Source organism: Streptomyces sp. NPDC006691, assembly GCF_042869955.1.
In the GTDB taxonomy this organism is placed as follows: Bacteria; Actinomycetota; Actinomycetes; order Streptomycetales; family Streptomycetaceae; genus Streptomyces.
This window is the reverse complement of the sequence record NZ_JBIAGW010000041.1, coordinates 1-26075: the sequence shown is the minus strand read 5'-3', so window position 1 is coordinate 26075 and position 26075 is coordinate 1. Positions and strand designations below refer to the sequence as shown.

Below are 26075 nucleotides of genomic sequence, written 5' to 3'. Positions count from 1 at the left end.
CCGGCGTCCGCGCCGGTGCTGTTGGTGTCCCGGGCGGTGTCGAGGCGGCCGGCGTCGTTGTAGGCGTAGGTGGTTGTGCGGTGGGTGGCGTCCAGGTTGTCGGTGCGGGTGTAGATCTTGACGCCGCTCTTGTCCGCGTTCGCGCCGGAGGGGCGGTACGTGTACGTGTACGCGAGGTCGACGAGGGTGCCCTTGGGGGAAGTCGCCTTGATGGATTTCGGTTTGCCGTCGGCGTCCAGGACGACGCTCTGCACGGTGTTGCCGGGGTAGGTGGTGGTGGTGCGGTGGTCGTTGGCGTCGTAGTCGTACGTCGTCGTCCGGCCGTCGGGGGCTTTGAGGGTGTGGAGGCGGTCGGCGTCGTCCCAGGTGTAGTCGGTGGTGCCGGACGGGTCGGTGTAGGTGTCGACGTTGCCGTCCGGGGTGTAGGTGAGCACCGACTGGGAGTCGTCCTGGAGGGTGCGGACGGTTTCGCGGCCCAGGCCGTCGTAGGCGTGCTTGACCGTGCCGGTCTGGTCGGTGCGCTGGGTGAGGTTTCCGTCGAGGTCGTAGACGTACGTCACCGACAGGCCGCCGCTCGTTGCCACTTTGCGGACCTGGTCAAGGTTGTCGTACGTGTACGTCGAGGTGATGCCCCGGCCGTCGGTGACCGTCCTGGGCCGCCCGAGCGCGTCATAGGTCGCGGTCGTCGCGCCCTGCGGGGCGGGCGGGGCGGACTTGGTCAGGTTGCCCTGGTCGTCGTAGGTGAAGCTGGTGGTCTTGCCGCGGACGTCCTTGATCGTGCAGCGCTGGCCGACGAAGCCGCCGCAGGTCGGTGTCGACGGGTTGAACGTCGAGCTCGTCGTGCCGCCGCCCGTGCCGGACACGGCGACCGACGTGGTGTTGCCGACCGCGTCATAGGCGTACGTCGACTTGGTGTTGTCGGGGGTGGTGAAGGAGTCCGGGACGTCCATGCCGGCCTTGTTCAGCCAGGGCGTGAACGACGCCACCGCGCCCGTGGGCAGCTTGGCGGAGGTGGGGTTGTTGCGGTTGTCCCAGCCGTAGGTGGTGACGTTGCCCGGAGTGTTGCCCGTGCCCAACGCATCGGTCGCGGTCTGGGTGAGGTGCTTGGTGTAGGTCTTGGCGCGGGAGTGCTTGAGCGGGTCGGTGACCTTGGTGACCTCGCCGTCCGCGTTGTGGTCGTACGTCGTCGACTTGGTCAGCGGATCGGTGACCGTGGTGGTTCCGGCCGCGTACGGGGTGGCAGCAGAGTAGGCGAGGGTCCAGGTGGGTTCGCCGCCGCCGGAGCCGCCCTCTTCGTAGAACTGCTTGTAGGAGGTGAGGCGGTTCTGGTCGTCGTAGCCGAACAGGATGGCCCGGCTCTCGGAGGTGGTGATCTTCGACAGACGGCCGTCGCTGTCCCAGTTGTATTTGGTGACGTTGCCCTCGGCGTCCGTGGTCTCGTCGATCCGCCCGCCGCTGTCCAAGTGGTACTTGACCGTGCGGCCGGTACTGTCGTGGGCGTTCCAGTGCGTCGCGTCCTGGCGCTCCAGGGTGATGGAACGGGCCGAGGCGTCGTCGGTGACCTTGATGCCGGTGACCGCGTTGTCGGCGTCGCGGTCACGTTCCACGCTCTGGTGGTTGCCGTTGCGGTCCGCGATGCGGGTCAGGCTGCCGTACTGGTCGTAGGTGTCCTTGGACCCGGATGCGCGGTCGGTGAGGGTGTAGGTGCTGTCGCTGTTCTTCTTCAGGTCCAGCGAGTAGCCGGCCGGGGTGGTGAAGGTCCCGTCCGCGTTCTTGGTGAAGGAGACTCTCGCGCCGGACTTGTCGTAGAGGTCGACCGACGCCGTCGGGTCGGTGTCCAGGTAGCGCTCGTAGCCCAGCCACCAGGCGTGGGAGACCGAACCCCAGGGGGCGTCAAGGGAGTTGTAGGTGCGGCTCCAGGTCAGGTTGCCCGCGACACCGGCGATGTCGAAGTCGGTGGCGGCGACCAGGAGGTTGCCGGTCGAGTAGTCGACCTTGACCGCGACCGACTTCGACAGCCGCAGCCCGTAGTACGTGTGCCAGGGGACCTCGCCCTGGCCCTGCGGCGGAGTGCCGGCGGACGCCATGCCTGAACGGGCCTCGCCGCGTGCGCTGCTGGTGGTCCCGCGGGCTTGCTGGCGGGTGTGCCAGGCTTGACGGTCCGCGCTGGGCGGTGCGGCACGCCTGGACGCCGGAGCGGTGTTGGTGCCGCCCGCGAGCGGCGGTAACGCGATGTCGGTCTTCTTGCCCCACGCCGATCCCGCCGCATGCGGGGCGGCCGGCGAGGCGAGGGCGGGTAGAGCGGAGCCGGCCAGCGCGGCCACGGCTACCGCCGCCACCACCGAGAGGCGGGTACGGGATCTCGCGCGCCCCCTGGGCATGCCGAACGAGGGTGTGTGCATGGCTTTCCCCTACGGAAGATTCGCCCCGGCAGCCCCACTGGCCCCGGGAGGGCACACACGTTCACACAGATATCCGAAAGAAACGCCCCTCTTTCCCCCTAACAACCGTTCCATGTGGGCCAGTTCAGGACAGAGGCAGGCAGTCCATTTGGCGCCGGGCCAGGCGTCCGAGCAGCCCTCGCAGGCCAGGACACGTCGAGACGTGACGCAAACACCCCGGCCGGAACTCACCGCTCCACTGATCGCCTCTACGTCCGCCAGCCCGGAAAGGACGTAGCTCACGCCATCCTGATCACGATCTGCCGAGCGCGGCCTCGATAGACATCGATCCCGCGCGTCAGCAGACAACGACGGCCCGCGCCCACACACGGGTGACACCCACGGATCCAGCGCGGCGACCGCTATCTCTTGAGGCATGATCACCTCTCGTCGCTGGCTGTACGCTGCCACCGCTTTCATCGGCCTGTCCGCCGTCCTACTTCCCGCCGCGCCCGCCTGGCCGGTCCCGCGGCTGCGCACACCGCGCCTGTGCTGCGCCGGGCTCTGCCGACGCCTCCCGCCGATGTCGCCCGCGGCGAGCTCGGCGAGCTGAACGTGGAGGCTGCGCATGCGATGGCCGGCTACAGCCGGACGAAGTTCCCGCACTGGGCGATGCAGGGCAACCAGTGCGGCACCCGCGTTATCTGCACTGCTGGTTCCGGGGACTCACGGAATGCCAGTGGCAGTACGGTTATGTAGCTGAAGATCACGGCAAGAGGTACGTGGGGCACAGTGCGGCCGGAGGGTGGATCCCGAGCTGGATTGCTCGTGGGAATGAGATCCCGGTGCGGCTGCGCGCCACCCCTGGTCTCGGGTACGAGTGGGGAAGTCCGCCGTCTCCACGGAGCCCACGCAGCCATCGGCATGAGGCCGCCGCCCGGATTCTCGCGAGCGGCCTGGGTAGGCCGAGAGACGACCCTGGTGAAGTCCTTGACCCAGATCATCGCGCCGCGAAGGTGGAGAACGGCGAGGCAGCTCGCGGAGGGGCTTGTCATAGCGGGTGGCTATGCCTCGCCAGGCCTTCAGCTTGTTGATCAGGCGCTCGACGGTGTTCCGTTCCTTGCACACTGAGAGGGTGTCTCCGGGCAAAGCGGCACAGCGAACTGCCGCTAAGTAGCACATCCAGCACGAGGCGTTTCCGGTGATGGCCGCGGTGTATGGCCAACGACACATCGCATTAACGCGTGTTACGCGGGACGATGTGTCGGCGTACGGCCACTGGCCGTGCCAGAAGGGGGACTTCCATGCGTGTGACCAGGGCTGCTGCCATCTCGGCACTACTGGCCGGCCTGATCGCCTGCGGAGACGGCGGGAGTCATCCGGCGACGCCCGGTGCCCGCCCGACCGGGACGCCGCGGGAGCTCGCCGAGACCGCGATCCTCAACGGCCGGGCAGCAGGCTCCTTCATCGCGACGATGAAGGGCCAGGTGATGGGCCATCTGGTGACGGGCAAGGTGACGGTCGACAGCCTCGGGCGGTGCGCGGCCAGCCTGGACACCGACAGCGTGGGACATATGGAGTTCCTCGAGTCCGGCGGCCGCGCGTGGGCGAAGACGGACAAGCCGATCTTCGGAACCGCGGTTCCCGCGGGCAAGTACGTCACCGGCCCGGTTACCTCCAACGCGTTCAACAGCTTCACCTTCTTCTGCAGCGTCGCGACCAAACACGCCGAGCTCAGTTCGTTCGATCCGGCGAAGCTCACCGAGCGGAGCCCGGGCATCGTGAACGGTGCGAAGACACGGGTGCTGGCCACGCCGGACGGCGACACCGTGTCCATCACCAACGCCGCCACGCCGTACGTGGTCCGGAAGGTATCCGGCCCCAAGAGCGAACCGTACGACCTCACCTTCAGCGACTGGGGCAAGCCACTCGACGTCACCCCGCCGCCGTCCGGCCAGACCGTCCCGCTTCCGGCGGATGCGAGCTAGGGAGCGAGTTACCTTGCCGGCCTCCACCTCCGCGCCTCGATGATCTGGATCAAGGACCTCACACGAGCAGCCCCTTGATCACAACCAAATACGCTCCCTAGTCCGATCGTTCGCAGGGAGGCAGCTGTCTCGGCAGGCTGGTCAGCCGGCGGTCGCCCTCCCGCCGCGCCTGGCCCTTGGGGGCGTCTGCCGGAAGCGTGGCCGCGGGCTCGTAGCCGGGAGGCGCTTCTGGCCAGCCATCTGGCCAGAAGCGCCTCCGAGGTGGGTGGGTTCCGGCTGCTATCGAGCCGGGCCTGGAACCGCTCGGATGGATCGGGTGAGGGCTCTGCGGACCGCGGTGACCTCGTCTTCCAGTTCGGCTGTGCGGCGTTCCAGCCCTGTCGGCCCGGTCGGTCTGCCCGGCGAGTTCGGAGATCAGGAGCGCGTTGTGGCTCTCCAGGTCCCGGATGCGGCGGAGGAGTTGGGTTCGCTGGACGTCGTCGATCTCGGCGCCGAGGGCGAGCCTGACCCGGGCCTGGAGCCGGTCGTGTTCTGTCTTCAGGTCCTTGATCTCTTCGCGGGCGAGTGCGAGGTCGGTCTGCAGGCCGGCCTCGCTGACTCGTTGCCTTGGGAGAACGGCGGCGCCCGGAATGCCGTGCCGGGCCTGTTCCTGGATGGCGGCTCGCACCGCCTGGTGGACGTCCGGGCTGTTGTAGACGAACCAGGTGGAGACGGCGGCCTTGCGGGCCACGCGGGCGACCGTGATCCGTTCGCCTGCGGCGACGAGGCCGGCGACGGCGTCGAGGCCCCGCTTGGTCTTGGCCTTGCTGTCGGCGGTCCGTGCCCGCCGCAGCCGCTCTATGCGGGCTTCACGGGCAGCGGTCGTCGGATACGTCACGAGGCCCTCCGGATGTCCAGGGTGTCGCCGGGGAAGAACGCCTGAGCGGCGCGGACCTTCCGCAGTTCCTTCGACGCTGTCTCCACCGCTTCCCGTTCCTGCGGGGACAGACCGGCCAGACGTTCATCCATCTCAGCCAAGACCTTCGCGTAGGCCTTCAGCTGGTGATCGAAGTTCGTCAGCACCCAGTCCGCGGCGCCCATGGCGGTCGCTGCCTCCCGGTCTCCCGGTCTGCCTGTAGATCGGCGATGGCCTGCTCCAGTGCCGGACGGTAGGAGGGGTCGGGCTCGTAGAAGTCGCAGCCGGCGCACTGGAAGCGGATGCGGCAGTGCCCGCCGCCGGCCTTGACGTTGCTGGGTTCGGTGCATCCTCCGTTCGGCACCGCGACGGAACGCAGCTCGTAGGCGAGCGGGTCGCTGGAGCCTCTCGGATTCCCGTGACGGTCAGCCGCGAGGACCGCCCTGGTTTCGACGGCCTTGCGGCGGCGCTCCTGGGAGACGGTTAATGGTGGAGTCGGGTATTGGAACTCCCGGAATACCCCCGCGCTCAGAGAGGATCGAGGAGCATCAGGACCTCGTCCCGGGTGTCGTCGGGCGCGAGGCGGAGGGCCCCGGGCCAGCGACCGACCTCACGCCATCCGAGTCGGCTGTAGAAGTCCTCCAGCCCCTCTTCTCCCCGGGCGGCGAGATGGAGCTGTTCGAGTCCCACGTCGTTGCGGGCTATCTTCCGCAGCTCACGCATGAGGGCGGAGCCGACACCACGTCCGCGGAACTCGGGGTGGGTCTGAAGGTGGTTGACCGTGCCCCAGTGCCGGATAAGTCGGTAGGGATCGTGGTTGAGGACAACCCATCCGGCAAGAACGTCGTCGAATCTGGCGGTGATGAGTCGGCTGTGTTGCGGGTGGAGACGGCCGAGGAGCTTGTCCGTGACCGGTGCGACGTCGTTGTCTTGGACGGGTGGGAAGGGGAATCCGGCGGCACCGCCCGAGTTGGTGACCGCGATCCAGCAGCCGATCAGCTGGCGTCGGAGTTCGGGAGTGACCTCGTGGGCGTCGGTGATCTGAGCGAGGTCGGGCATGCTTTCGGGCGTTGTCATGAGAAGCAGCATTTCAGCGGGGTCTGACATCGGGACGGGTCAGGCTTCCGAGTTTCGGCGGCTGATCTCGGCCGCGTAGGCGCCCCAGTCTCCGGCTGCGGCTCGCCGCCATTTGACGGCAACGGTGATGTCGATGCCGAGGGTTCGGGCGAGGACCGCGGCGGGCAGTTCGGTAGCGAGCTGGAACAGCGCCTGGAGTGTTGGGGGCGCTTATAGTCGTCCGGGTCGATCGTTTTCATGGGGGGTCCGGAACACATGCGGTCCAGGAGATCATTGATTGGCGTCCTGCTAAGCGTCGCCGCCGTGCTGCTGCTCGGCGCTTGCGGGACCCAGCGGGTCGAGGCCGGTGCGCCGACGACTACGGAAGCGCCGCGTTGGCAGACCTTCGCGCCGTTCCGCGTGACCGCCGCCCGGCTCTCCGACGACGGGCGGGCGCTCAGCGTCGATGCAGAGGTGCCTGGCAAAGGGAAAACCTGCGCGCGGGAGCTGAAGGCGGTCGTGACCTCCACGTCGGAGCGCACCGTGTGGGTGCAGGTCACCTTCTCCGCCCTGACCGGTGAACCGCACGCCGACTGCTCGAAGACCGCGACCGGCACGGCGAAGGTGCGGTTGCCATCCCAGCTCGGCCACCGCGAACTAGTCGTGGACAACAACACGACGTTCACCACGGACAACGCCGACCTGCCCGAGCTGCGCCGGTGCGGCGACCGCGGCTGCCACCCGGCACCCACTGGCTGCACCCCGGCCTCCTACGACCAGGCGGTGGCGGCGCTCGACGTGCCGAACCATACCTCCCGCGGCGAGGAGCACTGCGACGGAAAGTGGCTGGTGTTCGACGTGTCCTCGCGCATGGGCCCGGCCTGCGCCAAGGGCGAGGCCCCGGGCTGTGGGGCGAGCCTCAGCGACCGATGGTACTTCCGCGCCGAGAAGACGGGCTGGGTGCCCCTTGCACGCGGCACGAAGGCGGGCTGCGCCGACGTGCACCGCATCGAGCCCGCCTTCCCGGCCGCCCTGTGCGCCGACCTGCCCGCCCTGCAGCCCTCGAACTGAGCGCCCCCGGGCGCCTGTAGCGTTACCCGGCCTGCAGCTCAGGCACACGCCGCTCCTCGTGTCGGACCGATGACATCCAGAGGTGCTTCGAGCACCGCGGTGTCAGTTAAGTCCAATCCGAAATGCCGGGAGGAGACCAGATCAACTGAGATCCTTCGGCCCCGGACGTCTCAACCGTTCTGGTCGCCCCAGGTTGCAGCTGCGGCTTCGCACCAGATCACTTGAGACGGGACACCGCCACAGCGGCTAGAGGTTCAGCTGGATCCACCAGAAGAGCAGTCCGGCCAGGCCGGTGCCGACGCCGTAGCAGGCGCCGCGGACCACGCTTACCACCATCAGCCGGCGACGGCGGTGAATCCAGCGCCATACGCGGCGAATTGAGGCGCGTTACTTCTTCGGCGTCGGCTTCCGCGAGCCGTGCGCGGTCCTGCAAGGCATCCCGGTGCTGGACGAGCAGTTCTTCGAGCCGCTGCGGATCCGGTACCCGCTGAGCTCCGGCCGCTTTCTGCGGCCGGAGCTCACAACCTCGCTCTCACGGGATGACTCCCGCCGCATGCGGGACCTGAAAGATTCCCAGGAGACGGCCTCCCCACCTCGCAGTCTCGGAGGGAAAGTCAGGCGAGGCAGAACTCGTTGCCCTCGATGTCCTGCATCGTGATGCACGACTCGTTGACGCCATCGGCGCGCTGCGTCAGCACGTGTTTTGCGCCGAGCGCCATCAGCCGTGCGCATTCGGCCTCGAGTGTGGCCAGGCGCTCGTCACCCACGAGCCCGACACCAGCCCGCACATCGAGATGCACCCGGTTCTTGACGGCCTTCCCTTCGGGAACTCGCTGGAACAGCAGGCGCGGAGCCACACCCTAGGGATCAGTGCACGCGAAGTAGACCGCATCCTCGGGAGGCAGCGAGCGGAAGCACTCCTCCCACGTGGCGAAGCCCTCCGGGACCGCCGGCAAGACGTACCCCAGCACCTCGCACCAGAAGGCGGCGAGGCGCACAGGCTCCGCGCAGTCGAAGGCGACTTGGAACTGCTTGATCGTCGACATTGGCGCACGATAACAGGGGCCCTGCTCATCTCCGCAGGTCAGGTTCCAGAGGTAGTTAGGAGGGGGGGTGCTCCCCGGTGTCGTGCCCGAGACTCCGGCGCTCGCCCTCTCAGGCACAGAGTCCCTCAGCGCGCGGCCCGCTGGTAGACCGACGGAGTAATCCCATAGGCCCGCTTGAACCACCGGTTGAAGTGGGCCTGATCGGAGAAACCGGCGGATGCCGCGGCATCCGCCGGCGACAACCCGTCGGCCAACAGACGCCGGGCCCGACGAAGTCGCAGAAGACGCTGATAGTCGCTCGGCGCCATCCCGAACTCCATGCGAAACGCCCGATACAGCGCGAACCGACTACAGCCGGCCTCCAAGGCCAGATCGTCCGCCGATATGGGGTCCAGGAACAGCTCGTTCAGCAGGGCGTGGGCGCGCCGCGCCGTCTGCCGCTGCGCTGCGCCCTCCAGCGTCTGCCTGCGCGGCGCACGCGTCGCACCCCGCTCCGCGAGCGCGAGAACCGTGGCCGTAAGGAGTTCCTCCCGCGCCAAGCCACCACCGCCGTGCACCAGCGACTCATGCAAACGCGCCAGCGCCCCGGTGAGCACAGGATCCGTCAACACCGGCCGCACGAACAGGGGCATCACCCCTGCGGACTCGTCACCCGCGGCATCTCCAAGGGTCGCGCGCACCACTGAAGGACCGATGTGCACGATGCGGTACTGATACCCCAACTCGGCGGCGGCTTGGCCGTCATGCACCTCGTCGGGATTGAACGCCATCACCATGCCGGCCCCACTCGTATGGTGCGCCCCACGACAGCGGAAAGCCTGCGCGCCGAGGTCGGTGATGCCGAAGGAATAGCTGTCGTGGCTGTGCGGCGCATACACATGATCATGGAAGTGCGCGTGCATGGCCTCTAGATCACGCCCCCCGTCCCGCCAGTACCGCACCCAGCTGTCACCATTCCCCATGAACCCATTGTCGCCGCGCACGAGCGTTCAAGTCGGAGGGGGGGCACCCTCAGTCAGAGTCGGCGCATGGGAAAGACCAGTAGGTTCAGCAATCCGTACACCCTGCTGATGGTGACGATGGTGCTGTGGGGAAGCTCCTTCTCCAGCTCTAAATCAGTCGTGGAGCATGTGCCGCACTCGGTGGGGGCCTTCCTGCGCTTCGGCGGCGGTGCCCTGGCCCTGCTGCTCGCCGTCGCGACGTTCGGCAGGCGGACCCCGCGCGTGCCCGCCCGCAACGGATGGCTCGCCGCAGGTGCGGGTGTGCTGGGCGTCTTCGCTTACAACGGGTTCTTCTTCTGGGGCCTGTCGATGGCCCCCTCTCTGGACGCCGGCATCCTCATCCCCGTCATGAGCCCCGTCCTCACGAGTACGTTCCTTCTGCTGACTGGCAAGGAGAAGGCCACCTGGGCGCGCGTCACGGGCCTGGCCCTCGGACTCACCGGCGCGGGGATCTTCTTCATCGGCGCCGGCGGCAGCGGAGGCGGCGGATCGTCCCGCCTGTGGGGCGACGCGCTTTTCCTTGCAAGCGCAGTCTGCTGGGCGTCCTACACCCTGGCAGGTCCGCGCGTCCTGGCCGGCATCGACCCGCTCAAGGCCACCACATATGCAACATGCGCGGGCGCCGTACTGCTCGGCTTCCTCGCGGCCCCGGATGCGATGGACGTTGCATGGAGCGAACTGCCTACCACGGTCTGGTTGAACGTCTTCTTCCTGGCAGTCGGTGCCGCAGCCGTGGCAAACCTCCTCTACTACCGAGGAGTCAAAAGTGTGGGGCCGGCCAGGGCCTCCCTCATGATGTTCAACGTGCCCGTGATCAACACTCTGTGCGCCACCCTCCTCTTGAGTGAATCCTTCGGCTGGCTCCAAGGCGTCGGAGCACTGGTGCTGGTGGTGGGTGCCGTTCTCGCTGTTACACAGGGCAAACTGCCTTGGCGTCCAGCCGACACCAACGCACAGTCCCCTGTCGTCGCCGAAACCAGCGAACGTCAGGACGCGGCAGCCAGAAGTTGACGCTCCCACCCGGGACGTTCGAAGCACCGCATGCGATGGCCGGTCAGAGGTCCTCTCGTCCTCTTGTTTTCACCCAGCGTGGAGGACCTCGTTGCGGAGTGCGCGCAGCAAGGCCAGGGCGTCCTGCTTGTCGGCGTCGGTGAACGCGTGGATCGCCAGCAGGATCGATCGGGCGACCAGTTTTGCGGTGGCGGGGTCGCTGCCGGCGGGAACGGCCTGGTTGTGCAGGGCGTCCGTCAGGACGAACACGATACGGGCCAACGGATCACTGTTGATCTCTGCGACCAGCCGGCCCGTTTCGTCGCAGTCCATGGTGGCGCTGACATGGCCTCTACCTGCGTGTCAGGGTCATCGTGGTCCAGAACGGCATCGGCAAGGGGGCTTTGCGTGGACGCGCGGATGCGGAACGCGGCTTGGTCGGCGTGATGAGGGAGGCGTACACCGCCTCGCTGGGCGGCGAGCGGACCGTGCCGGTGCCCGGCCATGATGCCGCTGGTGCGCGGTGAGCCGGTCGGGCCGATCCAAGTGAAGGGAGCTACCCCGTGGGGGCAGTGGTGCTGTGCGCGGTGTTCTGGGCGGCGGCGGTCGCGGCGGTGATGCGGTGCGTCCAACAGTGGCGCAGTGGCGCCGATCGGGTGTGGTCGTCGAAGTGGAAGGCGTTGGCGGGGGCCTTGGTCGTGACGGCCTTCCCGGTGATGGCAACGGCCCGGTTGGTGTCGCCCGACGCGCAGTTCCTCCTCATGGATCTCGCCGGGCTGCTCATCCTGGGCTCCGTCGGCTCCCTGGTGGCTGGATGGGTGGCGGCACGTCGCAGCGATGCCCAGGCGCGGGTGATGCGGAGCGGGCTCGGGCTGCCCGCCAAGCGGAGGCTGTGGAGCCCGTGGGTCTTGGCGGGCTTGTGGAGCGCCGTCGGCATCCCCTTCACCGCCGCCGCGGTGGTCATCACCACCTGGTACGTCGAGGCGCGCTCCGAGCCTGCTGCCGACGGTACCCGGGCAGAGGCGGACATGGTCGCCTGGCTCTCGATCCTGACCATCGCCGCCGTCGTCGTCATCGGCGCGCTGCACGGCCTCCTCCAACACCGGCGACGCACCCGGGAACAGCAGCGAGTACGGCGCGCTGAGCAGCAGTACCTCATCACCAGCCCTGAAGACTGATGCCGCCGCTCACTCGCTAGCGGCGGCGGCCGTGACCAGGCAGTCCGGCGGGCATCGCGTACACGCTGGAGCCGCTGCCGCCTGTGACGGGCTTCGCCCACCCCTCGGTGGACGCCGACTGCACCATGTGCAACAAACCGTCAGGAACGCGCCGGGGGCGCTCCTGCGCAGCAGGCGTCTCGATCGGCTCTCCGGACAGCGGGCAGCCCTGACCCTCCGGCATCAAGTGGCGGGCGAGCGTGCCCTTGCTCGTGACACGAGCCCAGGTACCGCACGCGCACTCGTAGCTGTTCACCAGCTCGGGACCGGCCACCACCACGGCCCCGGACTTCGGACACAGGCCGGCACCATCGGGAGCGTCGTGCTCGTAGAGGCGGCCGCTGCGCAGGCTCGCCTTCGTCGAGGTGCCGCACTCGGGGCATATGCACTTTTTCGATGGTGCAAGAACACGCTTCGGCACTCCGTCTCACCCTCCGCTTCGTCCCGCCTGCCCACACAACTCCGCATGCACCAGGCGCTGTTGCGTTTTCCCCCACCCCGTCACAGCCCACACCTGAGCGCCCCCGGCGGTCCGTACCGCGGGCAGCCTCCCGTCAGACGGGCGGGCGCCGTGTCCCGCCGCCGCTGCCGTTGAGCGGGATCAGCGTCTCCAGGTGCGCCCCCTTGACCCAGGAGCCGAGCAGGTCGCGGTGCAGGGCCACGATGTCCTGGCGCACGGCCAAGCCGAGGGCGGCCTTGGTGAACGTGCGGCACGTGGTGACGAACAGGGCGACGTCCGCGGCGTGCTCAAGGCGGGCGGTGCCCACGAACTTCTGCATGTCCTGCGAGGACACGCTGCGCTCGGGCGCGTACTTCTTCACCTGGACCACGAGCTTGCGGCCGTCCGCGAGATAGCCGACAATGTCCGCGCCCAGGTCACCGCTCTTGCCGCTGACCACGACGTCCCGGCAGCCGTCCCGGCGGCACAGGTCGGCGACGTACTTCTCGAAGTCCTGCCACGACAGCGAGTCGACCTCGGCCATCGACAGTTCCCTCGCCTTCGCCTCCTCCTGCGCACGCCACTCCTGGTCCCGGTCGACCGCGGACCGGTGCGCACGCCACAGCCCCCACCCGGCCCCGCCCACCACAGCCGCCGCGAGCACCGTCATCAGGACGGGCCATACCAGCGTCCAGTTCCCCGCCACCCACACCCCCGCGACCAGGACGGCCAGCGCGCCCCAGCCCTGTAACTGCCGACGCGTCCGCTTCCTCATGCGCCGGCGCCGTCGTCGTGCCGCCATCACTCCCCCATCCCGCTACGCTCGTGATCGCAGTGTGAAAGCCCGGATCGGCCCCGGCAAGAGGGTCTCGACGCCCGGCCCGGGAACGTGGTCGTACTCATCGGTGATCGAACCGGATCGGGCCCGAGACGGTCGGCCTCGGCGCTGGCTTCGGGTCGTCCCAGCCCACGAAGTGCACCGGGTACGTGACCGTCGGCGTCGGCCGGGGTGGCTGCCCGGGGCCGTTGTTGCCGGCCGTCCCCGTCGTCCCGCCATAACCCGCGACCGCGATCCCCAGCACGACCAGGATCGACAGGTCCCGCCTCGCTCCCGGTGCCCACCGGAAGTACCGGCGCACCTTCGTCCCGCCGCGCTCGTGCTCCTCAACCCAGGGCATGTCCTGCTCCTTCGCCGCAACTCGGTTGATCCGACGCCCCATTGAGACGAGGACACCACCCGAGTCTGACAATGCGTCACGCAAAGGCTGCTGCGAGCAACAGGATCAGGACGGCCAAGACTCCCTGTGCCTGCAGCCAGCCGACGGCGACCAGGCGTTTACGTGTCGCGGGGAGCAGGAACCAGCCGAATACAGCTGCTTGCGACGGGGCTCGTCTGGCGGGGAAGTGACCGGCCGCCAGGCGGCAGCTGTCACTGAGCTCGCGCATCGCCCTGGTCTGCTGCTCGACCGCTGCCGCGATGCCCGGGGCGATCCCGGGCGCGGCGCGGCCTGGCGGTGTGTGCCTCGTCCGCGCGGAGGTAGCCCTCGTTCGAATAGACAGGCAACCAGCACAGGAGGATCCCGTATGCCAGGTCCCAACCTGCCGCCATCCCACGAGCCCATCGCACCCGGCGTGTTCCTACACCGCTGGCCCAATGCCCCCACCAAGGCCGAACTCCCACTGCATGGTGTATTTCTCCGGGAGCTTCGACGAACGTGAGGTCACCATCGCCCAACCCACCCGGGGCCTCCCCGTCGGCACTTCCAGACTGGCCGGGTAGCCAGCGCTTCCGGCCTTCGTCGCTCGCCACTCGGCCTCACCGTGCTCCTTCCGACAAGGCCTGGCAGGGTCTCAGCCGGTCAAGATGCCCGTGAAGCCGGTGGCCGGGACGGCATCGTCGGCGGACGGAACGGAAACCTGGATGGGCTTTCCCAGGTCGGAGAGGATGGTCGTCACGGTCACCCGCCCAGCGGTGAGGTCTAGGGACATGCGGGTCTGTACGACCCGCCCCTGCTGGTCGACCCACGCGTCGGCGTAGGCCGGCAGATCGCTGCCGAGGAGGCCACGGGTCTGGTTCACCTTCTCCCGCGTCTCCTTGGCCATGCGCAGCGTGAGGGTATCGTGGCCGAGCATGCCTCGATAGTGCACCGTTCGTGCGCCCGCCACTTCTTCGTCGCCTTCCTTGGACACGTGGTGCATTGCCGAGATCTGCCGGAGTACGTGCTTGGGGTCATTGAGCGGGGCCCGCAGGAGATAGTGGGCTTCTGCGGTGTCGCGGGGAGTCACGGCCCAGGTGTCGTTGTCGACTCCCGAGGCGCCGCGCACGTAGGCCTGTTTGCCGGCGAAGACTTCGTCGACGTGGCTGATGCCGCCCTGCGGGAAGTCAACGCCGAGGGTCGCCTTGTCCCCGGCGAAGTCGATGCCGCCGGTGACGGTGATGGTGCCGCCCGCACCACCGCCCGTGATCTCGATCGTCTGATCTATTCGGGCGGGACCCTTGCTGGTAGCCGCGACGGCCGCCTTCACGACGGAGCCCTGGTCGACAGAGGGTTCGGGAGCGGCTTTGGTGCTGGTCGTCGAACAGCCCGCGCACAGCAACAGGGTGGCAACGGCCAGCGAAGGACAGCGTCGCATCGGTTTCTCCGGGATTCGTGATTGAGAGCTATGTCGAGCTGCGTCGCCCAGCGGGTCTTGCCTGCCTCGAACATGGAGCGAGGCCCTGCCGACGGGGGATGCGGCAGAGCCTCACGCATTGACTTTAACGTGTCTTTGGAATTCTGCGTCGCGATGTATGAGCGTTGGATGCGGGTCGCAGTCGGTCGCCGTTCCTGGAGGGCACCTGGTCTCAGGCGATGCCAGGCGTGTAGTCGGCGGGGAGAGTGATCGACAGGACGAAGTCGTCCCCAGATCAGGGCAGTTGAACCGACAGTAGTGTGAGATCGGACAATCGGCGTAACAGTTGCTGCGACGCACGCGAGGTTCAGGGCCGCGTACGGCCGATGGCGACTCGATCTGGGGCCAAGCACCCGGGTACCCGCTGAGCTCCGGCCGCAGAACACGGCCGGAGCTCAGTCATGACGCGTCAGCGGCACCAACTCACCACGCATGAGGTGTCCATTCCACAGACCTTCCTGGAGAGCCGGGCCGGCTCCAAGGAGCGGCTGCCGTCAGCCTCCGGGGTGACGGGGCCGGTCCCGAGGCGAAGGCGGCCGGTAAGCACGGTTGGCGATGCGGTGGCAGGCGCCTCCACCCAGGTGTGGTTCTCCCGTGACCAGGGTGCAGTCACAGGTCTGGCCGCCACTTGTCGAACACCCAGCCTGGATACGAGGTGCCGAGGTATGGCAAGTGAGCGTCCCAGTCGCCAGGTGACAACGCCTGTACAGGTTGCAGCGTGATGCGACTGTCCGAGTCGATGTCGAAGCCCCAGGAGAAGCCGGCTAGCGGCAGAACTCTCCGTTCGGTGCCATCCATGGGTGTCCATGCGAGGTAGCTGTGGGCTGTCCAGTCGAGGGGATCCCGCCTGTCCCGGGACGGCGCGTCGAACAAGGTCGGGTTGACACCGAAGAACGCGTACGGCGACGGCGCATCTTCGAAGAGGTAGAACGGGTCCATGTCGAAGGCGGCCCCGGAGGAGGAGTTGTCCGTCGAACGCACCATCTGTACCCAGCCGAAGAGGGATCGGTACCCCCTTCCCGAGAAGTCCACGACAGCGGTACAGCTCGGGAAGCCATGGGCTGAGGGGTGCTTGCCGATTGCGGCGGGGTCATCCACATGTTCCACCGTCACCGTTAGCGAGCCCTGCATGTCGTCACGTAAGAAGGGAATGATCACGACCTCACCCTGCCGCTTGGACCTCTCCGCGGCAAGGGCGCGGACGAGAGCCCATGCAGCCGCCAAAGCAGCGGAGCCCCTTGTCCTCGTTGCCGCTCCCGGCGCGGGCGGGCTGCGACTCGGAGTCGGGCCGACGTGTGGCGGCCGAATCCCAAGGTAGCGGCGTAGCGGACCACCAGCAGCTGAGCACCGGACTTCCCAAGATGATCACGGGCATCATCGGGAGAGCACCAGCTACCAGTACAGCCCTACGCCCAACGTTCGGCAAGCGATCGGTGATCGCTACGGCGGAGGAACGCCAGCCACCAAGATCCCCGACAGAGTCACCTACTGAGAAACAGAACGTTGTCCTCGATTGCCTGTCCTGCCCCGGCCCGCGCTACGAGTTCTTTGAGACGATCACGTTGTGCGAGGCGGTCGATCGCAGGTTGAGGCCTCGCATCGCCAGGATCGATGCCAGCCCCCAGGCGATCGTGGCGATGCCGGCGGCTACCTGGCGTGCGTCCCCGGGGGTGCCCGACCACACCATGACGACACTGACAGCACCCCATAGGACCCATGTCGTCCGTGCTCCGAAGCCGCCGAACAGGAAGCTCATCGCCAGCAGCACCGTGCCGCTGGCGACCCACAGGAGATGCAAGGTGGTGACGGGGAGCGGCAATCCGGCGGAGTGTGCGGTCAGATAGGTGCGGACGGGGTTGTCGATGGTGGCGATCACGGCGTTCCAGTGCCATCCACTCGGCGTGTGCCAGGTGCGAGCCGTATTCACCACGGTGTTCGTCAGCACCCCGAAGGCGGCGATAGCGACCGGGGAGGCGAAGAGCAGGACGACCAGCTTGATCCACAGGGCGCTCTCGCGCCAGCCGCCGGTCAGGGAGTTCCCGACTTCCTGGCGTCGGGCCTCAAGCCATTCCGGGTCGCTGACGACGACCGGCGAGGTCATCCCCAGCACGGTTGCCGGGGCGCGATGCGAGTGCGGCGGAGTTTTGAAGTCCGCGCCCAGTTCCCCGAAGGCCTCCTGGACCAGGAGGACAACGCGCCGATCGTGACCGAAGACTGCGTAGCCGGCGCACGCGGCGGTCGTCGGCAACAGCGGAATCAGCCACCAGGCGCTCCACTCCACCGAGCACTCCACGCTCAACGCGGCGCCGGCCGCGGCGAGTCCGGCGATCAGGCACCGGCCCGCCCGCACGGCCATGGCCCGCGAGCTGACTACGATAGGCAGCCGGGGCGCCGGCTCGCGGCGGAAGCCGGCGCGGACCGCCGGCCACAGCTGCGCCAGCGGGCCCCACGGGTCGCTGACGAAAACGATGCCGGCCAGCATCAGCATGTCGAGCAGGAACGTCCAGCCGTCCGCGCCGGACCTGGTGGCCGCCAGGTGGAGGGCTGCTGCGGACATCATCGCCAGACATCCCCAGGCGCGTCCCAGCAGATGGCATCCGGTCCGCAGGCGGTCGACGGTGGGGAGCGCCGAGTGGCGCGGACTGATCAGACTCCACTCGTCACTGACCGCGTCCCGGCGCTGCTGTCCGTCATTGAGGAAGCCTTGTGCGGCTTGCAGGGCCTTGTCGAAGTCGGCGCGGAAGAAGGCTTCCTGTAGCTCCTCCGGCATCGAAGGCAGCCGGGGCTCTTCGGGCGAGGTGACTGTCCGGCGGGACTGGGCGAGTTCCTCCTCCAGTTCATCACTGCGCTTGCGCAGTCGGGTCAGGAGAATCTCGGTCTCGTCCCGGCTGTTCCGCGCCCGGCGGAGCTCCCGCTCGGCCGCCTCCAACTGTTCGGTGAGCTGGCCCAGGCGCGCCTGGTTCTCCTCGCTCTCCTCGTCGTACTGGTCCTGGAGTGTGGTCATCTGCTGTTGCAGTCCGGCGGTGAACCGGCTGAGGTTCAGGACCAGTTGTTGGGTGCGGCCCCGTTCTTCCATCAGTTCATGGTTGCGCTCGTGGGCCTGCGCGAGCTGGTCGGTGGCTTTTGCGGCCTGGTCCTGGGCGGTGGCCGCGATGCTGGCCTAAGCCGCCCCTGGGGGATCGTCGTCCGCTGTCGCCCGCGGGGCGGGAAGACCTGGGGAGGCTTTCGGTTGTTGGGCCGCGACGAACAGGCGTAACGCCTTCTCGACGCATGCCGGTTGCTGGCGGGGCTGGGTGACGGTGTGGGTGACCAGTTTGGTTACGAAGGCCTGCGGAGGAACGACCTCGCCGCTCAGGTATGAGGAGATGGTGCTCCGTGAGTAGCCGGTGGGCTCCTCCAGATCCCGCTGTGTCTTGCCCGCCCGCTTCACCAGACCCCGCAGGTACGCCGCCAGTTCACGGCTCTCGGGTGTCGCGTCCTTGTGGAACGCGCCGTACCCCCGGCCGCCCGGCTTCTTCTCCGCCATGACCCCTCCGCGCCGTCTGGCTCTGCCCCGCCATACACCGTGATCAGCGTACGGACAGCCACACCAGGGCGACAGAGCGCGACCGGGCGTTGTCCGGGCGCAGCCGTATGTCCTCACCAGTCCGGCCATGTCCGCTCTCCACCTGCCCAAACACCCCCGGACAACGGGCGGACAACGTCACCTGGGCAAAGCTCATCTCAACGCCCCGCCGTCCCGGCCCTTTGGGAGACACCCGTCATGACCCGCTCCGTCATCCCCGCCCGGCTCAGCCCGTCGTCGACCCGCACCGCGGCCCGCACCGCCGGTCCCGGACAGCTGACGATCCCCACAAAACGATCACGTGGCGGGCGCTCCCGCAGCAAACTGCCCCGTATGAGCGAACTCGCGATCGACACCGGCGACAACGGCCGGCTCATCGACCTCAACCGCGAACTGGACGCGGCCACCCGGCCACCCGGCTGCCCCGCGGCAAGGCCGGCGGCCGCTACCGCTGCTGCGCCTGCGGCGAGAAGCTGATATTCAGCGGCCCCGCCACCGCGCACTCGGGCTTCACTCCCCGCTTCCGCCACGACGGCAGCGCTCCAGGCGCCGATCGGTGTGGAGCAATGGCACCGCACCAGGCCGACATCCAGGCCGACCTGACCGTCATCCTGGACCTGCGCGACCAGCTGGTCCGCGCGCTGCCCGGTGCGGCCATCCGCCTCCAGATCGACCCCCGCCTCGCCGGACAGCACTGGGATCTGCCGCCCGCCCTCGTCGTCCACCGCGGCGGCGACACGGTCATCATCGAGAGGCCGCGCCGTCTGCTCACCGAGCCCGCCGTCGACACCCGCCTGAAGACCGTCCGCACCCAGTACGGCGAAAGCGCCACCCACTGGTGGTTCTTCGACCGCGACGACGCCCTGCACTACGACCCGGCCGGCACCGTCAAGGTCCGCCCGCACGGCAAGCCGGACACCCATCGCAAGGTGCGCCCCACCCCGGTCCAGCGACAGATCATCAGCGCGGTCGGCTGGATCACCCAGGACACCGTCCTCATCCCCTACGGCGGCCACCTCGGCACCTACCCCGCGCTGGAGGGCGAGGACTGGACGGGCGAGATGGAGTCCTGGTCCCGGGACTGGAAGATCTCCCACCCCTACCCGGCCGACGGCGCCGACTGGTGGGGCCTCATCCCGCTCGTCCTGCTCACCCTCGGCCAGCGCACGGGATTCCGCCCGGCCCCCGCCTTCCACCTGATGGCCGCTCTGGAGAAAGCGGAACAAGGCCGGGAAAGCCACCGTCGCCGGCTCGCCCGCGAACACGCCCAACGCCCAGCAGACGAATCCGCCGCCATCCCACCCGCCGCCGACGCGGCCGCCAACGACATCCCGAAGACGGCCGCTTCGCCAGAGGTACCAGCCGCCGACCCGGTACCGGCAGCGCCAGAGCACCCTCCGGTGCCGCCGCGCCCCGTCCTGCCGCCGCCCGCCTCGCCACGGCAGGCACCCCTCCCCCGCGTCCCCGCTGCCCCCGCACGATTCACCTGGCGTCGCCTGCTGCCGCGACGCTGGCGCACGCACTGACCTCTGTCGCACGGCAGCCCTCGACATGCCGGGCTAGGCCGAACGCGGCTTGCGCCCGGTCGTCTTCTTCGCGGTTGTCGCCTTCGGAGCGGCCGTCAGGGCTCGGCATGCGGAGCCCGCGCGGGTGGGCCACCGTTGAGGCATGACCGAGCCGCCGATCATCGTGCACCGGCCCCTGACCCGCGGAGGCCGGCACGTTTACGTCCTCGGCCAGAACACTGGCGTAGCGCACTCCGACCGCGACCTGGTTGAGTTCCTACGCCTGACGGGCATCGACGAAACCGACGCCGAAGCGATGGTCGACGGGGACTCACCCGAAATCGAGTGGCGGGGCGCACCGGCCCACCCGTACGGGACATTCTGACGAAGGCCGCTCGTGCCCACCTGCCATCGACTCCTTCTTCCCGCGGCAGTATGCCCGCAAGAGGAAGGGACCGGGCTTGCTCAGGATTGGGAGCCGCGCTCGTAAGCCACAATGGCTCGGCCGAGCATCCGCTTGAGCTGACCGACCCAGTTCGACAGCTCTTCCGACATGAGCATGGGGAAGTACTCCCCATTGATGAGGGTCGGTTCCAAGGAGGACACGCACTCACCCGGGCCGCCCTGGACATCGAGCCAGACCTGGGCTGTGACGCCGCTTTCCAGCAGCAAGACTGGCGACTTGTACCAGATCTTGTTCGTGGGATGCGTGCTCTCGATGTTGGCCAGCCGCCAGCACCGCTGGCGTTGCTTCTGTCCGTACCGTGTGCCGTCGGCGCCGCGGTCCCGGCCGAACAAGCACCACAGACGGACAACAAGATCTGAACATCGCACGGCTTTGGGTGGAGTTCGCGCCGCAACTCGGCTCCGGAGAGACAGCCGACGTGCGCCTGGCTCCCCTGCAGCCCGAGCAGTGGCAGCATCTGAAGCCCGGTGACGTAATCACCATGCACGAGGCCCAACCTGCCGCTGGCATCGCCGAGATCATCGAGATCCTGCCGCCGCGCGCCTGTTCCGATCTCGTTGTGCCCTCGTCTGGGTCGGTAGGCAACTACTCTGGCGCGTCGAGTGTTGCTGATGGCAGGATGGCCTCGATGATGATCACCAGAAAGGCTCATGCCGCGTAAGCGCCCGGGGGCAATCCGCGTCATGCGCGAGCGTCAACCGCCCAAGTGGGCGCGTGAGCTGCCCCCCGTCGACTGCCTGTCGCCTAATGCGAGCGCCGCGATCCACTTGGTGGAATATAGCTCTCACAGGTATGAGGTCCAGCCTGGGCGAACCGCACAATTCCTCTACAACTACCGGACGTACTTGCGCCAGGCCGGTCGGAAGCTGAGGTTGACTGCCTCGGAGTGCCCGGCCTGTCCCGGGTGCCAGTACGACGATGTCGCGGTGGTCAGGGACGCGTTGGAGGACATAGTGGGCATCCTCCCGCTTCCGGCACGATCCGAGTTGCGACGACTGCTTGCCGGCCTTGATGCGGAATTCCGACGCAGGACACTGCACGATCCTGACCCAAGCCACTGGGTGGACTGGAGTGGGAGTCCGTACCGATGGTGGCACCGACGGCTTTACGCGGGTGTTTAGGGCGAGGGGTCGCCCCTCCCGAGGATGCTGACTTCTTGCGCGGCCGGGTCTGTCACAGCTCCGGAGAGTATGTAATCCGACGGCCAGCAGAGGGCTCGAACAACCGCGTTCGTGACGACGAAATACCGCGGGCTCACCCATCCGTCCTCTTTGCTCACGAGACCTGGACCGTCCTCGCGGTAGTAGCGGCGCAGCATGCGGCGCCTCAAGGGAGTCCCGGCGACCAACAGAACCGGAGCAATGACGATTGCACCGACCGTCACGGCAAGCCGGACTGCCTGGATCCCGACGACACTGTCTATCCGCATCGCTCCAGTCTGCCGATCAGAAGAGACTCGTCCACCGCTCTCACGGAATGTGTGCCTGATCCCTACTTGGCGTGTCCGCCTGTTGATGGCCATCCCTGGCGGACGGGCTCGAACTCGCCCACCCCTCTTGGGGGCCATCCCCGCTGACGCGGGGGTGTTCCGGCGGCGGCGGTATGACCGACTCCGACTGCGAGGCCCTCCCCGCTGACGCGGGGAGGCCCCTGCGTGTACCGGCCGGGTTCAATCCCGCCGATACCTGCTCAGCGCGCACGGGGATGGACCCGCCGCCCAGGACGCAAGCAACCCGGGATGCGGCCTCGCTGCTGTTCAGGCCTGCCCCCAAGTGGTGTAGCCGAGGTCTAGGTGTCCGAGGTTGGCCAGGCGCTGTACCTGGGCGACGAACGCCCGTGTGAACAGGCGCTGTGCTGATGGCTGGCCGTATCGTTCGATGTGGTCGAACACGAGCTGGTGGTCGGCGGCGGCGCGGTTGCGCCAGTCCAGGACCTGTTCTCTGGTGAGGTCTTCGAGGACCAGCTCCATGGTGTCAAGGTCGGTGGACTCAGGCTCCGGAGTGGGGATGAGGGCGGTGCCCGGTCGCGCCGCGGACAGCAGGACCGGATCCACCGGCGCGACCGGGACATCGTCGGCCGGATGCAGAGGCGTGACTGCCGCGTGGGCCTTGGCAGCGGATACCCGATGCTCCCGGATCTGTTCCCACCGGCGGGCCTTGGCCCACGCTTCGGCCGTCACAGCCTGGTGCAGCTGCTGTGCGATGGCCGCCTCGCGCTCGTCCTCTGAGGCACCGGGCATCGCGGCGTCGACGGCGACCGCGACCGCCCGGCGCTGGGCACGACGGTCGAACCTCCGGTCTTCGCAGCGCGGACAGGCCCGGCCGGAGTCAAGCAGAGAGCCCTCATCGCACCGGGGCTCCGCGCACAACTGACGCTGCGGCAGGCCCCGACCGATTAGCCAGCCCACCGGGTCCCCAATTGGCGTGCCCAGCCGCACCTGCTCCCTCAAGCGCCGGGCGAGCCGGTCAGCGAGCACTTGCGGCGCATCCGTGCGATCAACGAAACCGACCACCCGATCCAGCTCACTGCATGCTGTGGTTCCCATTCCTCGGCTTCCTCGGCGTAAAGCTCTTCGAACGGGCCGCCGACCGCGCCGTGGAGCAGGGTGCCCGCTTCATCGAGGCCACGGGCTCTGCCGACAACAAGGCCATCATCACGGTCCTGAAGAAGGTCGCAAAGCGGTACAGCGCTGACGTGCACACCCAAATCCTCTTCCCCGGTGACCTATTCCCCGGCGAACACCACGACGAGGTGCTCTACCGGATCGGGCCCCTCGCTCCGCCGGCACCCTGAGGGACACTCCCGACGAGACCGCCCCTGCACGGTGAAGGCGCCGCGCGCGTATCGCTCAGATCGTTCCTCGGAACGTGTTGCGGTACGCGCGCGGCGATACCCCGAGCGCCTCCCGGAAGTGCTGGCGCATTGCTGTCCCCGTACCGAATCCGGCCCCCGCCGCGATGTGGTCCACTGACTCATCGGTCCGTTCCAGGAGGCGCCGCGCGTGCTGCAACCGCTGTTCTGTGATCCAGCGCATCGGTGTCGCTCCCGTCTCCAGCAGGAAACGCCGACTCAGGGTCCGCACACTCATCGACGCCTCCCGGGCCAGATCCTCCAACGTCAGCGGCTCTCCCAGGTGACCGAGAGCGTAAGCACGGGCCGCAGCCGTTGAACTGGTGCCGGGCTCGGGCACCGGCTGCTCGATGTATTGCGCTTGCCCGCCCTCCCGGTGCGGAGGCACCACGGTGCGCCGCGCAACAGTGTTGGCCACCTCGGCACCGTGGTCCTCCCGGATCAGGTGCAGACACAGATCGATTCCCGCGGCGACCCCCGCAGACGTGAGCACACCCTGATCATCCGTGTACAGCACATCGGGATCCACATCCACCTCCGGATACAAGGTCCGCAGTTCGTCGCATGACTTCCAGTGTGTCGTCGCCCGCCGCCCCGCCAGCATCCCGGCAGCCGCCAGCACGAACGACCCGGTACAGATCGAAGCCACCCGAGCCCCAGCCGGGATGCGGGCCAGTGCCTGGCGCACCGGCTGCGCCAACCGCCCCCGTTCCTGCGGCTCGTAGTCCTCGGCGGCAGCGGGCACGATCACCGTGTCCGCGTCCTTGAGTGCCTCCGGCCCGTGGGTGACGTTCACCGTGAAGTCCGCGTCGGTAGTCAGCTCACCAGGCTCCGGCGCACAGGTCACCACCGAATACAGCGGACGGCCGTCGGCTCCTACGGCCGTCCCGAACAGCCGGTGGACGATCCCCAGCTCCATCGGCAGCAGCCCCGGACGAACCAGGGTGACCACCCGATGGGGCGCCCTCTCACTTGCCTCAGCCATGGCCAGATTCTTTCACTTTACGTCTATCTGGCCAGTGGTTGGGGTCGCCCTGCCTGCAGAGGATGGAACACATGGAAAAAGCAACCGACCGAACCCTTCGACAGCCCCAAGACCCCGCTGCTCGTTCATCGGCAGGCCCGCGGCCCCGCGCCAAGGGGCACCGCGCCTGGTGGGTGGCCGCCGTAGCGGCCCTCGCCATCGTGGTCGCCGGAGCCTTTTCCACCATGCCCGGCATCCTCCAGAACCCCCTTCAGCAGGAGTTTCACTGGTCGCGCGGCACCATCGGCGTGGCCTCGTCGGTGAACATGGTCTTGTACGGGCTCACCGCCCCGTTCGCCGCCGCCCTCATGGACCGCTTCGGTATCCGCCGCGTGGTGGTCGCAGCCCTGACCACCGTCGCGGCCGGCTCCCTGCTCACCACGGTGATGAACGCCTCCTGGCACTTCACCCTCTTCTGGGGGCTCCTTGTCGGACTCGGCACCGGCTCCATGGCCATGGCATTCGGAGCCACCGTCACCAACCGCTGGTTCACCACCCGGCGGGGCCTGGTCACCGGCATCCTCTCCTCGGGCAGCGTCCTGGGGCAGATGGTGTTCCTGCCCGCCCTCTCCTGGACCATCGACCACTACAACTGGCGCCCCGCCCTGGTCACTCTCGCGCTCGCCTCGCTGGCCGTGGCCCCGCTCGTATGGCTGATCCTGCGCGACCACCCCGCAGACATCGGCCAAAGCCCTTACGGAAGCGACACGTTCGTTCCCAAGCCGCCGCCTGTCACAGGCGCCGCCCGCCGCACCCTCACCGTGCTCCGCAACTCCATGCGCACCGCGCCCTTCTGGCTGCTCGCCGGTGCGTTCGCCATCTGCGGAGCAACCACCAACGGGATCATGTGGACCCACTTCACCCCGGCAGCCCACGACCACGGCATGGCCATCACCACCGCGTCGACCCTGCTCGCCCTCATCGGCATCTTCAACGTGGTGGGCACGGTCGCCTCCGGCTGGCTCACCGACCGCATGGACGCCCGCCGCCTGCTCGCCGTCTACTTCACGCTGCGCGGCCTCCTTCTCGTTCTGCTGCCCCTGATGATGGCCGCCACCGTCACCCCGGCCATGATGGCCTTCGTCGTCGTGTTCGGACTCCTCGACCTGGCCACCGTGCCACCCGTCATCGCCCTGTGCCGAACCTTCTACGGCGACGACAGCGCCATCGCCTTCGGCTGGGTCAACGCAGCCCACCAGATCGGCGCCGCCCTGGCTGCCTTACTCGGTGGTGTCGCACGCGACACCTTCGGCAGCTACGACCTGGTCTGGCTGGTCCTCGGCGCCACCTGCGCCGGCGCTTCGCTGGTCTGCCTCCTCATCCGCACGACACCCGCCGCCCTCGACAAAACCTCTGCCACCCCGGTCCGCGAAACACAGCCGTCCCCGTAGCCCCACCGCCCCTCACGTCGGCCTCGGCGTCGACTGGAAACGGTGGGAGGCGGACCACGCCAAGTGCGGACCGTACCGGCCCGTCGAGGAATGCCACGAGGCGGCCAGACACGGACAAGGGTCGGTCGGCGCGTGAACGCCGCCGGACCCTTTCGTGCGTGCTGCGGCAAACCCTCCGAGGGGGTGGCTACGTAGTTGACTTCGGGAGGCACTACGGCCTTCCTCGCGGGCCGATCGTGGCCGCCGTTCGCCGCTGGTCAAGGTCGCACGCCCTCGCTCCGCTCGGGGCGCTCCACCTTGACCAGCGCCTCGTCGACGGCAGAGGCCCGCAGCTGTCGAGGAAGGCCGGGGAGAGCCACACGGCGAGGCTGATCGCGAGGGTGCCTCCCGAAGCCATCAACACCGACTTCGTTGTAAGAGGTCCTAACAAAGGCGTTGGACGTGGCGGTGGGTGATGAGGCAGGTGGCGAGGCCGAGGAAGGCTTCGTGGATGTCGTCGCGTCGTTCCCACCGGATC

At 68.1% G+C, this 26075-nt stretch carries 28 protein-coding genes and 3 pseudogenes; 11 read left to right on the top strand and 20 right to left on the bottom strand.

Features of this window, described 5'->3' with window-relative positions; genetic code table 11:
- Positions 1-2402: DUF6531 domain-containing protein (locus ACFYNP_RS37670; RefSeq protein WP_388791916.1), on the bottom strand; the 2402-nt coding region annotated here is incomplete at its 3' end.
- 415 nt (positions 2403-2817) lie between these two features.
- Between ACFYNP_RS37670 and ACFYNP_RS37665 the strand changes: the two genes are divergently transcribed.
- Positions 2818-2994: a hypothetical protein gene (locus ACFYNP_RS37665; protein WP_388791914.1), complete on the top strand. Its 177-nt coding sequence runs from the start codon at positions 2818-2820 to the stop codon at positions 2992-2994.
- Between the two features lie 364 nt (positions 2995-3358).
- On the opposite strand, the pseudogene ACFYNP_RS37660 reads toward ACFYNP_RS37665, so the two are convergent.
- A pseudogene (locus ACFYNP_RS37660) lies at positions 3359-3503 on the bottom strand (IS5/IS1182 family transposase); the annotation flags it as partial.
- A gap of 182 nt (positions 3504-3685) precedes the next feature.
- Here ACFYNP_RS37660 and ACFYNP_RS37655 point away from each other — a divergent pair.
- Positions 3686-4369: a hypothetical protein gene (locus ACFYNP_RS37655; protein WP_388791912.1), complete on the top strand. Its 684-nt coding sequence runs from the start codon at positions 3686-3688 to the stop codon at positions 4367-4369.
- 97 nt (positions 4370-4466) lie between these two features.
- On the opposite strand, the gene ACFYNP_RS37650 is transcribed toward ACFYNP_RS37655, so the two are convergent.
- The 3 genes from ACFYNP_RS37650 to ACFYNP_RS37640 form a co-directional block, all read right to left on the bottom strand.
- Positions 4467-5246, bottom strand: coding sequence for a DUF6262 family protein (locus ACFYNP_RS37650; protein ID WP_388791910.1), 780 nt, complete (start codon positions 5244-5246; stop codon positions 4467-4469).
- On the bottom strand, positions 5243-5449 hold the full coding sequence (locus tag ACFYNP_RS37645; protein WP_388791908.1) for a hypothetical protein: 207 nt from the start codon (positions 5447-5449) through the stop codon (positions 5243-5245). Before ACFYNP_RS37645 ends, ACFYNP_RS37650 begins: the two co-directional genes overlap by 4 nt.
- Before the next feature lie 343 nt (positions 5450-5792).
- Entirely contained in the window at positions 5793-6341 is a 549-nt protein-coding gene (locus ACFYNP_RS37640) for a GNAT family N-acetyltransferase (protein WP_388420669.1), read from the bottom strand.
- Between the two features lie 255 nt (positions 6342-6596).
- Between ACFYNP_RS37640 and ACFYNP_RS37635 the strand changes: the two genes are divergently transcribed.
- Positions 6597-7391, top strand: a complete 795-nt coding sequence (locus ACFYNP_RS37635; RefSeq protein WP_388791906.1) for a hypothetical protein — start codon at positions 6597-6599, stop codon at positions 7389-7391.
- Between the two features lie 614 nt (positions 7392-8005).
- Here ACFYNP_RS37635 and ACFYNP_RS37630 read toward each other — a convergent pair.
- Both ACFYNP_RS37630 and ACFYNP_RS37625 read right to left on the bottom strand, forming a co-directional pair.
- A pseudogene (locus ACFYNP_RS37630) lies at positions 8006-8437 on the bottom strand (VOC family protein).
- Positions 8438-8562: 125 nt separating this feature from the next.
- Positions 8563-9399: an AraC family transcriptional regulator gene (locus tag ACFYNP_RS37625; RefSeq protein ID WP_388791904.1), complete on the bottom strand. Its 837-nt coding sequence runs from the start codon at positions 9397-9399 to the stop codon at positions 8563-8565.
- A 66-nt stretch (positions 9400-9465) separates the two neighbouring features.
- On the opposite strand from ACFYNP_RS37625, the gene ACFYNP_RS37620 reads away from it, so the two are divergent.
- Positions 9466-10449: a DMT family transporter gene (locus ACFYNP_RS37620; protein WP_388791902.1), complete on the top strand. Its 984-nt coding sequence runs from the start codon at positions 9466-9468 to the stop codon at positions 10447-10449.
- A 69-nt stretch (positions 10450-10518) separates the two neighbouring features.
- On the opposite strand, the gene ACFYNP_RS37615 is transcribed toward ACFYNP_RS37620, so the two are convergent.
- Positions 10519-10761: a hypothetical protein gene (locus tag ACFYNP_RS37615; protein WP_388791900.1), complete on the bottom strand. Its 243-nt coding sequence runs from the start codon at positions 10759-10761 to the stop codon at positions 10519-10521.
- Positions 10762-10991: 230 nt separating this feature from the next.
- Between ACFYNP_RS37615 and ACFYNP_RS37610 the strand changes: the two genes are divergently transcribed.
- Positions 10992-11606, top strand: a complete 615-nt coding sequence (locus tag ACFYNP_RS37610) for a hypothetical protein (protein WP_388791898.1) — start codon at positions 10992-10994, stop codon at positions 11604-11606.
- Between the two features lie 16 nt (positions 11607-11622).
- Here the strand turns inward: ACFYNP_RS37610 and ACFYNP_RS37605 are convergent, their stop codons facing one another.
- From ACFYNP_RS37605 to ACFYNP_RS37575, 7 genes are all read right to left on the bottom strand, one after another.
- Positions 11623-12066 (bottom strand): hypothetical protein, encoded by a 444-nt coding sequence (locus ACFYNP_RS37605; RefSeq protein ID WP_388791896.1) that lies wholly within the window; start codon positions 12064-12066, stop codon positions 11623-11625.
- 133 nt (positions 12067-12199) lie between these two features.
- Entirely contained in the window at positions 12200-12859 is a 660-nt protein-coding gene (locus tag ACFYNP_RS37600) for a restriction endonuclease (RefSeq protein WP_388791894.1), read from the bottom strand.
- A 124-nt stretch (positions 12860-12983) separates the two neighbouring features.
- Positions 12984-13262, bottom strand: a complete 279-nt coding sequence (locus tag ACFYNP_RS37595; RefSeq protein ID WP_388791892.1) for a hypothetical protein — start codon at positions 13260-13262, stop codon at positions 12984-12986.
- 673 nt (positions 13263-13935) lie between these two features.
- Positions 13936-14718: a hypothetical protein gene (locus ACFYNP_RS37590; RefSeq protein ID WP_388420679.1), complete on the bottom strand. Its 783-nt coding sequence runs from the start codon at positions 14716-14718 to the stop codon at positions 13936-13938.
- A gap of 648 nt (positions 14719-15366) precedes the next feature.
- The gene (locus ACFYNP_RS37585) at positions 15367-15915 is read right to left on the bottom strand and encodes a hypothetical protein (protein WP_388420680.1); all 549 of its coding nucleotides are present in this window, start codon (positions 15913-15915) and stop codon (positions 15367-15369) included.
- 379 nt (positions 15916-16294) lie between these two features.
- Positions 16295-17833: a hypothetical protein gene (locus ACFYNP_RS37580; RefSeq protein WP_388791890.1), complete on the bottom strand. Its 1539-nt coding sequence runs from the start codon at positions 17831-17833 to the stop codon at positions 16295-16297.
- Between the two features lie 84 nt (positions 17834-17917).
- On the bottom strand, positions 17918-18283 hold the full coding sequence (locus ACFYNP_RS37575; protein ID WP_388420718.1) for a helix-turn-helix domain-containing protein: 366 nt from the start codon (positions 18281-18283) through the stop codon (positions 17918-17920).
- 237 nt (positions 18284-18520) lie between these two features.
- Here ACFYNP_RS37575 and ACFYNP_RS37570 point away from each other — a divergent pair, with 237 nt between their 5' ends.
- The 3 genes from ACFYNP_RS37570 to ACFYNP_RS37560 all read left to right on the top strand — a co-directional run bounded on the left by ACFYNP_RS37570 (position 18521) and on the right by ACFYNP_RS37560 (position 20212).
- Positions 18521-18799 (top strand): hypothetical protein, encoded by a 279-nt coding sequence (locus tag ACFYNP_RS37570; RefSeq protein ID WP_388791888.1) that lies wholly within the window; start codon positions 18521-18523, stop codon positions 18797-18799.
- An 89-nt stretch (positions 18800-18888) separates the two neighbouring features.
- Positions 18889-19848, top strand: coding sequence for a hypothetical protein (locus ACFYNP_RS37565; RefSeq protein ID WP_388791886.1), 960 nt, complete (start codon positions 18889-18891; stop codon positions 19846-19848).
- 142 nt (positions 19849-19990) lie between these two features.
- Positions 19991-20212: a hypothetical protein gene (locus tag ACFYNP_RS37560; protein WP_388420716.1), complete on the top strand. Its 222-nt coding sequence runs from the start codon at positions 19991-19993 to the stop codon at positions 20210-20212.
- 80 nt (positions 20213-20292) lie between these two features.
- On the opposite strand, the gene ACFYNP_RS37555 is transcribed toward ACFYNP_RS37560, so the two are convergent.
- Entirely contained in the window at positions 20293-20625 is a 333-nt protein-coding gene (locus tag ACFYNP_RS37555; protein WP_388420715.1) for a hypothetical protein, read from the bottom strand.
- Positions 20626-20669: 44 nt separating this feature from the next.
- On the opposite strand from ACFYNP_RS37555, the gene ACFYNP_RS37550 reads away from it, so the two are divergent.
- Positions 20670-20954 carry a hypothetical protein gene (locus tag ACFYNP_RS37550; protein WP_388791884.1) on the top strand — a complete coding sequence of 95 codons (285 nt, stop codon included), beginning with the start codon at positions 20670-20672 and terminating at the stop codon, positions 20952-20954.
- A gap of 456 nt (positions 20955-21410) precedes the next feature.
- On the opposite strand, the gene ACFYNP_RS37545 is transcribed toward ACFYNP_RS37550, so the two are convergent.
- Complete coding sequence (locus tag ACFYNP_RS37545) at positions 21411-21722, bottom strand: hypothetical protein (protein WP_388420713.1); 312 nt, start codon at positions 21720-21722, stop codon at positions 21411-21413.
- Positions 21723-22049: 327 nt separating this feature from the next.
- A complete protein-coding gene (locus tag ACFYNP_RS37540; RefSeq protein WP_388791882.1) occupies positions 22050-22838 on the bottom strand; it encodes a hypothetical protein in 789 nt (262 codons plus the stop codon).
- Between ACFYNP_RS37540 and ACFYNP_RS37535 the strand changes: the two genes are divergently transcribed.
- On the top strand, positions 22823-23086 hold the full coding sequence (locus tag ACFYNP_RS37535; RefSeq protein WP_388420711.1) for a hypothetical protein: 264 nt from the start codon (positions 22823-22825) through the stop codon (positions 23084-23086). The two genes, ACFYNP_RS37540 and ACFYNP_RS37535, sit on opposite strands and share 16 nt — an antisense overlap.
- 55 nt (positions 23087-23141) lie before the next feature.
- On the opposite strand, the gene ACFYNP_RS37530 is transcribed toward ACFYNP_RS37535, so the two are convergent.
- Positions 23142-24128: a GlxA family transcriptional regulator gene (locus ACFYNP_RS37530; RefSeq protein ID WP_388791880.1), complete on the bottom strand. Its 987-nt coding sequence runs from the start codon at positions 24126-24128 to the stop codon at positions 23142-23144.
- A 71-nt stretch (positions 24129-24199) separates the two neighbouring features.
- Between ACFYNP_RS37530 and ACFYNP_RS37525 the strand changes: the two genes are divergently transcribed.
- Positions 24200-25558: an MFS transporter gene (locus ACFYNP_RS37525; protein ID WP_388791878.1), complete on the top strand. Its 1359-nt coding sequence runs from the start codon at positions 24200-24202 to the stop codon at positions 25556-25558.
- Between the two features lie 423 nt (positions 25559-25981).
- On the opposite strand, the pseudogene ACFYNP_RS37520 reads toward ACFYNP_RS37525, so the two are convergent.
- Positions 25982-26075: pseudogene (locus ACFYNP_RS37520) on the bottom strand (IS5/IS1182 family transposase); the annotation flags it as partial.